This is a genomic window from Eggerthella sp. BIOML-A1 (assembly GCF_009875595.1).
Lineage (GTDB): Bacteria > Actinomycetota > Coriobacteriia > Coriobacteriales > Eggerthellaceae > Eggerthella > Eggerthella lenta.
The window spans coordinates 1-9879 of sequence record NZ_WWRZ01000016.1 but is presented as its reverse complement, the minus strand read 5'-3'; the positions used below and the strand labels follow the sequence as shown (position 1 = coordinate 9879).

At 53.5% G+C, this 9879-nt stretch carries 8 protein-coding genes; all 8 read right to left on the bottom strand.

Annotated features, from left to right (window positions below; all coding sequences use genetic code 11):
• Positions 1 to 575 (bottom strand): restriction endonuclease subunit S (locus GT590_RS14780; RefSeq protein ID WP_192925375.1); only part of this gene is annotated, 575 nt, incomplete at its 3' end.
• Between the two features lie 641 nt (positions 576 to 1216).
• The gene (locus tag GT590_RS14015) at positions 1217 to 1549 is read right to left on the bottom strand and encodes a hypothetical protein (protein ID WP_009304925.1); all 333 of its coding nucleotides are present in this window, start codon (positions 1547 to 1549) and stop codon (positions 1217 to 1219) included.
• Positions 1536 to 4076: a hypothetical protein gene (locus tag GT590_RS14010; protein ID WP_161171183.1), complete on the bottom strand. Its 2541-nt coding sequence runs from the start codon at positions 4074 to 4076 to the stop codon at positions 1536 to 1538. Before GT590_RS14010 ends, GT590_RS14015 begins: the two co-directional genes overlap by 14 nt.
• Before the next feature lie 11 nt (positions 4077 to 4087).
• A complete protein-coding gene (locus GT590_RS14005; protein WP_161171182.1) occupies positions 4088 to 6169 on the bottom strand; it encodes a DUF262 domain-containing protein in 2082 nt (693 codons plus the stop codon).
• 38 nt (positions 6170 to 6207) lie between these two features.
• The gene (locus GT590_RS14000; RefSeq protein WP_229068534.1) at positions 6208 to 6936 is read right to left on the bottom strand and encodes a nucleotidyl transferase AbiEii/AbiGii toxin family protein; all 729 of its coding nucleotides are present in this window, start codon (positions 6934 to 6936) and stop codon (positions 6208 to 6210) included.
• Positions 6937 to 7028: 92 nt separating this feature from the next.
• Entirely contained in the window at positions 7029 to 7550 is a 522-nt protein-coding gene (locus tag GT590_RS13995; RefSeq protein ID WP_009304921.1) for a type IV toxin-antitoxin system AbiEi family antitoxin domain-containing protein, read from the bottom strand.
• Between the two features lie 1039 nt (positions 7551 to 8589).
• On the bottom strand, positions 8590 to 9456 hold the full coding sequence (locus tag GT590_RS13985; protein ID WP_233839718.1) for an IS3 family transposase: 867 nt from the start codon (positions 9454 to 9456) through the stop codon (positions 8590 to 8592).
• Entirely contained in the window at positions 9453 to 9752 is a 300-nt protein-coding gene (locus GT590_RS14630) for a transposase (protein ID WP_233839719.1), read from the bottom strand. The genes GT590_RS13985 and GT590_RS14630 overlap by 4 nt, the downstream gene beginning before the upstream one ends.
• Positions 9753 to 9879 lie beyond the last annotated feature (127 nt).

Below are 9879 nucleotides of genomic sequence, written 5' to 3'. Positions count from 1 at the left end.
CCGTACTCCCCAACGAGCGGCATCAGCTCGGAGACTCGCTCGGCGATGCGGCGCTGCTCGGCGAGGGGCGGCACGGGAACGAGAGCGGCATAAAGGTGTTTATCGTTAATGGCGGGATATGCGACACCTTTTGAATTGTCGGTGCGATTAGCGTACGTATCAAAATCTGGGGACATCAAATAGTTGAGCAAATACCCATTCGATATACCATCGAGGCAAACCATCGCCGCAAAACCCGTGCTTGCGATTGGCGGTAGCGAGAATTTGCGGTCAACGATGCACATGTTATGCAAGTAGGGTCGTACCGTTGAATAGAGAACATCACCCAACTTGACAGGCTTGCGTGCCCTCGAAGGTGCTTTATCGGCTTCAATCAAAGTTTCCTTAGAGCTCAAATGCTGGTGGGCATTGTCAATGGATCCAATATCGATATAGCTGAATGCGGAGGTTGGCTTAAGCTGCGCACGTTGATAAACAATATTGCCAAGCCTTGCCCACTCCCAGCCTTCAGGGATCTCGAACGGGATCTCGTCGTCGATGCAAATCGGCTCGCTCTCGCGGCCCTTCGCATCCACGCGCTTCTCATAGCGGGACCCATCGGAAGTGCTTCGGCAAGAATAACGAAACTAACAGGTCAAATGCCCCTATGGGTACCAACGAGCTTAGCTGGGTACTAAATGGGTGCCAAACAAAATGCGACCTTGGCTAAATCAAGACCCTATATCGAAACTGGCTACGCGATAATTGCAGCATATAGAGAACGCACCTTGATAAAGAAATATCCTGATATTCGGTGTAATCCCAGTTCATGACGACCATAAACTCAAACGGCTTGCTGCAGAAAACCGATATGGTACAAAAAGAAAAGTGTCTCTTGATGCCACGAGGCACTACTGATAAGTAATACTCTTTTGAACGGAATCACTCGCACTCGATGAATGCATTTGCACGTTGCATATCAGTATGTGTCATCAAGTATCACCTCGTGCTACTACGTCCGAATCAATCGCGAATCAAACGTTGATTCATTTCTGTCGGGATGATGATACCGCATTTCCCGCCAAGGAGAAGCCCGTACAATCACTCCCTGTCTCTCCTGCGGGAGTAGTTGCGGGTGGCTTTGCGAACGTTCCTCTTTTCCGAATCGGTGCACGATGGAGCAGGGCGGTGCAGATTGCGCCGATATTACATAGAAACCAAGATAATCAGCTATTAACTAGTCTTGAATTTCCGTCTTATTCAGGCGATCGATGAAAGCTCTAATTTTCTCCTCGCGTTCTTTTGCAGTAGATAATTTGCCCGCTTCGTCTTGCTGCTTCTCCCGACGTTGAACGAAATCGATTAAGAACTCAGCGTATCTGCGTGCTTTCGCGCTCTTATCGTCATCCAATCCCTCTTCGATCGTAAAGCAATCTTCATTAAGATTTACATCGCTCGAGGGAGAAGTGACTTTTAGTAAGAAGTCTGAGTAATCCTTAGACACGTTCAGGTCGTAGGACAGATCATCAAGGGAAATGATTACATGCCCGTCCTTGTTAATCGTTACCATTCTGTTCTCCGATCTTGAAATTGTATTTGTTAAGCCTCATCTTCAGATAGCGCTCACCGCCATCAAGCACATCGGCGATTGACTGCTTGGTGTGCTTATCGTTTAACACTCCGCATCTATACGAAATATTGTCGTCATCGTTGTTGCATACAACTACAGTCCTTGCGTCACCGTTGACGATAATCGGAGCAGAATGGCTCACGACGAAAAACTGAACATCCAGCTTGAGCTTCTTCAGTCTATCGATAAGGAACTCTTTTATGGTTGCGACATCAAGATTGTCCTCAGGTTGATCCAAAACTATGTATACCCATTTTCCTGCTGACACTTGATCGTTGAGGAATAGCTTTAGTAAAGCCTGCGCTTTCATGCCGGGGGACATGTCGTCAATCTTCTTACCAGCAATAACCACGCAGCTTTTTAGTTCAATCGAATCGCTTGCCGACTTTTCAAGTAAGTCGAAGTAATGGTTGTAGTAGGAAAGCAAGCCTTGGTTTTTTACACTCCGAAATTTTGTTCCATTAAACAATTTATGCATATCGGTCTTGTTTGATCGTTCAAGAAAAGCGTGAGCAAGAGCGTTTATTCCTGTGGGAACAAGCGCTCTAACGAGATCATTGAACGCTGCGCAATCATCGTGGACTAAGCTAACGACAATCTGCTCACCGTCATTTGTCAGTTCTACCGGCTGAATTGGATCGAGCATCTGCTCATGTGCTTTTTGAGCTTCGTTGTTCAGGTGTTCGAGAGACTCCCGCAGTTCGAAAAGTTCATCGTAGAACGTATTTGCGGCCTTCGTTTTCTCGTCGTATTGATGGCGTTTGGTTGACCCGCTGGAGTTGTTGCATTCATGGAGCATTTCAAAAAACAGAGTCACGTTTTGCTCACGTTGGCTAAACCACGCCTCGTCTATTTCGCCAAGAAGCGATATGAATCCACTGACTCTTGTCGAGAGAACTTTGATGTCGCTCTCAATAGCGCGCGATTCCCTCTCCAACTCATCAAAAAGAGATCTATCTTCTGGATAATCGTCACTGAATTTGATGAGCTTGCTCTTGTCTTCCAGGGCTTCTGTCGCTTCAGATATCTCCCTAAGATGCTTGATGGCGTTTTCCACTTGCGGAAAAGCCTTGACTGGAGTTGTCGGCGCAGTAAGAGTTATGCCGGACGGCATCTCCTCCTCAAGATGGTCGATATGAACTGGGCCGGAATCATACTTTTTCTCAAACGCTGCAAGTAGGTCCTTCTCAAGTCTGAGGACGTCTTTATACCGCTGCTTTGCCGCATCGATTGACTTTGCTGCGTTCTCCTTTAATGGCGAAATTATTTCACCGAGAAAAGGAATCTCTTCGTATCTGCCATCCGCATATATATTTTCGAGCTCGCCTTGGCTAAGGTACAAGCATGGTGGACGGTCTTTTGTGGGAATGCCGCCATGGGTTAAAAATCGGACGGAATCAGAATCGACGAATGCCGCATATGTATCCAGTCCCTTGTCTGCCAATAAGCTTGCCAATAGGGTCTTTCCGCTTCCTCTTGACCCAACTATGCCGTTGTACCCAGGGCTGAAAGGCAGTGTGATTGTTTCGCTATTTTGCCTACCACCGTCTGTCCATACATTAAAGCTGACTGATTCTAAGAATTTTGTAGTGTTTGATTGTGGAAGGATGGAGCATGCGTCAGAAGTTCGAATGCGACTTTCTGGATCGCTGATTGCCAACAGGAGAGAATCGAGATCGCAATCAAAATCTATCCAGGTGTACTTTTTCCCGATATCGCCGATTTTCCCCGCATCGCTGAAAAGGAAGGCTGCCACGGTGGTATTCAGTTCTGAAGCTAGGCCGTCCGATATATATTTCCGACTCTTTTCACCGCCTTCAACCGCCATTGCATGGCTGTAATAAAACAGCCTGTCTTTATAATCCAGGTTCTTTTTCGACCTATTTGGTAGGTACTCTGACAGACTCTTGTCTTTATTCTCATGTGGAACAAAGAAATGCGGTATCGCCGCTGCCCTTTCTTGAAATTCTTCGAGATAGATCGCAGTTGCTTCCGCTGCTTTGGAGAACGATTTACAATCAAGCAATTCCAGATTTTGTATTTTTTCAGCTTTGCCGTCATCGTCGCTGTCAATGAGTTCGTTCTTGATAATCGCCGAGATGAAAAGTTCTCTTACGATAGCTGCCATCTCTTCGGCATGATTCATCGAAAACCATACGATGGCATGGAAGCGACCTTTCCCACCGGTTTCTAAGCCGTAGGCTTTGATCGTTTCGTCCTTTAGCATGACGTCTATCTCGACGCCTCCAAAGAGGACTTTCCCTTTACCCTTCATTTGGTTCTGTAGATCGGTCAGCAGTTCAACATCTATGCTGTTGTGATCCGTTATTGCAAGGACATCTAATTCGCTCTTGAGTACAGCCCGAAAAAAAGTAGCTTTGTCATATCTCCTGCTAAAGCACGAGCTTGAATGCACATGCATATCACATTTTTTGAAAGTATTGATAGTAAGGCCAGCATCACGCATTTATGCTCCTCCTACTCTTCGCTGGCATCCAGCGGCATCTCGAAGGAGAGCTCGCTGGCATCGATCTCGCAGATATCGAAGACGCATTTCAGCAAGTCGATTTTTGCCGCAGTGCTGGATGCGGTGCGAGCGTAGACTCCGTTCGCGATCTTCGAATGCCCTGCGGATTCTGTGCTGCAAAATGCCGTTCCAGGATAGTTCGATCCGTCGACGAGCGAGTGTATCTTCGCCGGCTCCAGTTCATATACCAGTTGCAGGACTTTCGCCATCATGTCGTTCCACTGCGTCGCAACGTAGCGAACCCCTTTGAAGCTGAAGGCGGCGATCCTCCTGCCGGTGAACTCGGTGTCGGAATCGAGCTCGGCAACCTCGGGAAGAGCCTTCGAGGGCTCGTACGAGGACTTAGGCAGTGGCCAGGTCTCGAGGAACTGCTCTTCCAGCATCCTCTCGCGCTCTCTGAGCTGCTCTTCGCCCCAGGTTTCCTGCTGGCCGATCCAGTGGTTCATCCTGAATCCGCTGGACCTGAAGCCGTCCTTCATATCTCGCTTCTGCTCAAAAGGCCTGTTGCTGTAGTCTGAGTTGTACGCGGTGACGGTGAGGTTGGCCATCTTGTGGCGCCACTCCTCGTGGATGCGTTCCCAGTCATCGCCCAGGGTCTCCTTCCATTGGGCGTTCAGCGTCTGGGGCATGACGTGCTCGACGGAGAAGCTGCCCTCCTCGAGACCTTTGACGACAGAGACGCGCTCCTCGCTCGAACCGTTCTCGAGCCTGTCGTAGAGGTAGAGCTTGCGGTTCTGGATGCGGTAGAAGTCGCGCGTGTCGAGTGCGTAGAGGAACTCCTCGTTGTCGGGGAAGCGCCCAGTGCCGCTCTTATGGGTCAGGACGTATTTGACCACCTCGGCGTAATCGGCTCCATCGGAAACGCCCTTCAGCACGTCTCCGTGCAGCGTCTCGAACACCTTGTTCAAGGCGTTGGCAGGCACGCCGCACGCCCATCTCCTGAACAGGTACGAGTCAATCGTCCACAGCACCGCGGAGACCGAATCGTCGTCGATGTCGCCTTGGGCTCGGTACTCGAGCAGGTTGAGAAGGTAGGGTCTGGTGACCGACGCGTCGAAGACCCTGACGGCCTCGAGGGCGGAATCGATGCTCTTCACGCCTGTATTTGGGTGAATGCAGGTTTTGTAATGCTTCGAATAGTTCAGAAGCTCTTCGAACAGGGCCTTCGTGTCGAGGCTGAGCACTCCGCCGTCGGGATCGTGGAACTTCTTAGTTGTATACGTCCTAAACGCCGGATACACCTTCTTGATAGCGGGGGTCTTCGCCTCCATAGCAGAAAGGTAGAAGCGGATGTAGTCGCTCACCTTGTAGTCGGTGTTGCGTTCGACCGGATTCCAATAATCGTCGTAGTAAATCTCCTGAAGTTCTGGGTCGAGATTCATGAGGACGAAGTTTCTGATCTTGTCGGCCTCGGAAAGGTCGAGTCCCGTCGAGTTCAGGCTCTCGAAGATCAGCTGGGCATCGTCTTTGGGGTCGAGGGTGATGTCGATAACGCAAAGGGACTTGATAGCTTCGTAGAGCTCGTCGGCGGAGATGTCCATCTTTTCGATGCGGTCGAGAAAGTACAGGTAGTTCTGGGTCACGTTCGAGCCCTGGATATATGCGTCGTCCTTGCCGTCGAGAATGGCCCCGAACGCCTCGCTGTCGTTCTTCACTAGCTTCAGGCGTAGCTTGCGCTCTTTCTTGTGCCTCGCGTCGATGAGGTAATACTCGGCGATGTCTTCGGCGAGATCCTCTTCCTGCGATTTGACGACGCCTTTCTCGACCTGGGTCCTGATGGCGGCAAAGAGTAGGAATACCGTGGTGATACGCTGCTGGCCATCGATGACGACGCGCTCTCCGCGCGGCGTCTGGGATACGATGCTGCCGAAGAAATGCTCCTCGCGTCCGGTCTTGGAGACCTCCACCAGATCGTCGAACAGCCTTCCGCATTGCTCTGGCTTCCAGTCGTAGTTTCGCTGGTAAACGGGTATGACGAAACGCGTTTTCTTGCCCTCGATGATGTCGCTCAGATATTCCTTATGGCCGTCCATTCATGACCCTTTCTTCGGTTCCGTTCTTCTGTGGTGCATCATTTTGCATTCCCTATGCGAACGATGAGATCGTTGACCCAATCGATTGCAGAATCGACGTCATCGAGAACGGGAAGGTCGGATGCCTGCTCTGCGTAGAGCTCGTCCCAGCCAGCTTTCTTCGACACGATCGGAGGCCATTCCTGAGCCTTTCTGTAGGAGAAGAGCCGCTCGCAGATCCTTCGCGTCGCGACAAGGTCGACTTCCGACCTGTGCATGATGAGTTGCAAGTCGACGAGGTCGCGGGCTCGGTCGCCCGCGCCTGATACCGCATGCAGCTTTTGGGTAACTTGGTGGTCTAGTGGCATGAGCGGCGCCTTTCCGGGAGGCGGGAATCCAATTCCCTCGAACAACTCCGCGACATCTGGCATGTCCGACCACTCGATGGTGTCAGCATCGCCGATCTCGTTGAATCCGACTTCGAGCGGAACCGTGCACCACGATTTGCCGAGGTACGAGAGCTTCACCTCGCAGGGCTGCATGACGTATTCCTCGGGAACGTCCTTCGGCGAGGCCGGATCCTTGCGGACGACGCGTCCCGTGAAGCCCTCCCAGCCTTGGCGGAGGCGGTCGTTGAGCCTTTCCATGTAGAGGTCGGCGTCCATGGCCGTCGCCGTGTCCAGGTCTGTAGTGAACCTCGTCGCCGCGTCGCCGTAGCGCATCTTGATCGCGCTTCCGCCCTTCACCACGCCGTCGGGGAGCATCTGAGCGACGATGGCGTTGGCCATGCACGTGCGCAATCTCATGTAATCCTGCGCAGCGCCTCCGCACGAGCGCCTGATCGCGTCGTCCAGGTGGCGCATGCTGTTCGGCTTCTTCGTCATCTTTCGATCTTCTCCTCGATTTCCTTCTTCTCGCCTGCGTTCAGATATCCCATGCGCAGCGCCTCGGAAGCAGCCTCGAGTGCCCTGTCGGCGCCCATGGTCTGCGCGGCGCAGGCTATCGCGGCAGCAAGCGGCTGGCAGGGAACGCCGTCGATCCAAGTCGGCTCGGCATCTGATCTGACGATCCTGACGCCTTTCCCTAGGTCCCGCCGGACGCGGTTCGGCGTGGCGACCCACATCTTGGATGGGTCCGTGGGTGCCAGCTGGAGTAGGGCGACGACGGACTCTCCGTAGAGGAAGGCCCCGACGCCTGCCGCCTTCACTGCGATCGCGAAGGGGGCTTGGGGCTGGGATGGCCAGACGGGCATACGGTACACCCCGCGCGCAACGCGGACGAGCTTTCCCGCTTTCGCCTGCTGGACGAGCTCGGCGTTGGACATCCCGAGCTTCGCCGCCTCGGATGAGGTGATGAGCCCGAAATCGTCGACTCCCTCGTATATGTCATCGATTTTTGCCATGTCAGAAGTATAGCGTATTTACTATACTTTTGACATCTGAAAATCGACTAGCAGGTACCATCTCGCACGTCTATCCGAGCTATTGCCCCGCAGCGGTCGTAGGTTTCTTCCTGAGCCTGCACAGCTGCGAAGCCATCGTCGAAGACATCGGGTGCGGCAGGGTGGGCATCCTGGTCGACGGCAACCACATCACGCGGGTCTTCGTCAAGGACGACCGCCGGGGAGAGGGTCTCGGGTGTATCGCCATGGGCATTCTCGAGAAACGGGTCTTCGAGGGGCACCCCTGCGCGAAGGTAGACTCCTCACTGCCGGAGACGCGCTTCTAAGAAAGGCGCGGGTACGTTACCGCTGGCCGCGAATCCTGCAGTCTCCCCGAAGGCGCGGTCCTCGTATGGGAACTCATGGAGAAGAAGCGATAAGCTTCTCGATCGCCTAAATACAGGTAGCGCCAGCATGCAAACGAACTTGAATTTGATTCGAATCAAGGTGGAGACGATTGGAGCGGCAAAAGGGAGTGAACGCCGGCGGCTTTGCCGAATGCCAACGACCGCCATCGTGGCGCAAGTGTGTCCAACGACATGCAGCTTTGGGAAACCCGAAGAATGATTCGCAATCAAAATCGCAGGCGATATGCATAAAAATCACCCCCCCCCGAAACATCAACATTTCGGGGGGGGGGGGTGATTCGCAACTGTCATTCATCAGTTTTGCAGGTGGCTTGGAGCGCCTTGAACCACCTTGCGCCTCAATGCGTTGCCATGAATGATTGCAGGTGGCTTTACGCTTTTGACCTCGGATTATTCCCACTCTTTCACGCTCGTTTGCCGTGGCGTCATTCCAGTCAACTCCAGTTGAGTCGTCAGCTTTGACTGTCATGCCGCCGAATCCCGCCGCATGTCCTCGCGTAAGCGTTTGGGACAAAACCTGGGACAAATCCGCGAACTATTTCGAAACCGGGGGGTGCGGACAATTCCTTGGACCAGCCTAAGCGGCTAGTCCTGGACTGGTCAAGGTTTCTTGGACGGAAAAATAAGCTTCTTCAGGCAACATCTCGCTCTAGGTCGCACGGGGCGTTATAGCCGATCGATGAGTGCATCCTCTGCCTGTTGTAGTAGAGCTCGATGTATTTGAACACGTCCTGCTTCGCCTCCTCCCTCGTCTTGTAGCCCTTGCCGTTCACCAGCTCGCGCTTGAGCGTCTTGAAGAAGGATTCCGCGAGCGCGTTGTCCCATGGGTTGCCTGGCCGCGACATGGATTGGGCGATTCCATGGGACTCGAGGCAGCGCTGGAACGCCCGGGAAGTGTACTGGGAACCCTGGTCGTCGTGGAAGACGAGGCTGAAGTCGTCGGGCGGGCTCTCCCTTCCGACTGCCTGCTCGAGCGCATCCGTGACCAGCTTCTCGGTCATGCGCTCGGACATCGACCAGCCCACGACTTTCCTGTGGAACGCGTCGATCACAGCTGCGAGGTAGAGCCATCCTTCGCCCGTTCCGATGTAGGTAATGTCGCCCACCCATAGCTTGTTGCGGGCTTCGACGTCGAACGCTCTGTCCACGAGGTTCACGCGCGGGTCGCCCATCTCGACCGCCTTCGCGCGTTTGTGCTTCCTGCTCGCCCCCTTCGCCTGCAGCCCCAGCTTGCGCATGACGGCGAGCACTCGTTTCTCGCTGACGACGATGCCGTCGCGCCTGAGCTCGCGGTTGATTCGGCGGTACCCGTAGCGGCCCTTGTGAAGATCGAACCTCTCGGCGACGAAGCCCTCCAGGGCCTCCCGCTCGATCTGTGCGTTGGATTTCCTCCTCTTCACGTAGTCATAGTATTCGGATTTGGACACGCGCAAGATCCCGCATGCCTTCCTGATGGGGCCGAACTCGCCCCTATGCTCTTTGAGGAACTCGCACCTCACGCATGGTCTTGACTCAAGAAGGCCCGGAAATTTTTTAGCAGCTCGTTCTCGCGCTCGAGTTCCTCGATCCTTTTGCGGAGCTTCACGATCTCGTAATCCTTGTTGACCTTCGGGCTGCCGTTTCCGGGGAAGGCGTTCTCGCCCATTTCCTCGTACTCCTGCGCCCACCGCCTGAGCGTCGAGTCCTTGATTCCGAGCTCCCTCGCAAGGTCGACAGCCCTCATCTCGCCGCCGAGGACCACCCGCGCCGCCGCTATCTTGAACTGCTTGTCGTAACGCTTCCTCTTCTGGGTCATATAGAACACCTTTCGCCCTTAACTTGGTGTCCAAGAAACCTTGACCAGTCCAGGAGTCCGTATGTACAGCCAAGACTCAAAGGACAAAGCCCTCGGCATGCTGAGGCTCACCGGCGACGTCGAGAAG

Bases quoted from the DNA above. Each gene is read 5' to 3' on its own strand.
- GT590_RS14005 (WP_161171182.1), bottom strand. From the start codon at position 6,169: ATGGACGGCCATAAGGAATATCTGAGCGACATCATCGAGGGCAAGAAA.
- GT590_RS14010 (WP_161171183.1), bottom strand. From the start codon at position 4,076: ATGCGTGATGCTGGCCTTACTATCAATACTTTCAAAAAATGTGATATG.
- GT590_RS13995 (WP_009304921.1), bottom strand. From the start codon at position 7,550: ATGGCAAAAATCGATGACATATACGAGGGAGTCGACGATTTCGGGCTC.
- GT590_RS14000 (WP_229068534.1), bottom strand. From the start codon at position 6,936: ATGGCCAACGCCATCGTCGCTCAGATGCTCCCCGACGGCGTGGTGAAG.
- GT590_RS14015 (WP_009304925.1), bottom strand. From the start codon at position 1,549: ATGGTAACGATTAACAAGGACGGGCATGTAATCATTTCCCTTGATGAT.
- GT590_RS14630 (WP_233839719.1), bottom strand. From the start codon at position 9,752: ATGACCCAGAAGAGGAAGCGTTACGACAAGCAGTTCAAGATAGCGGCG.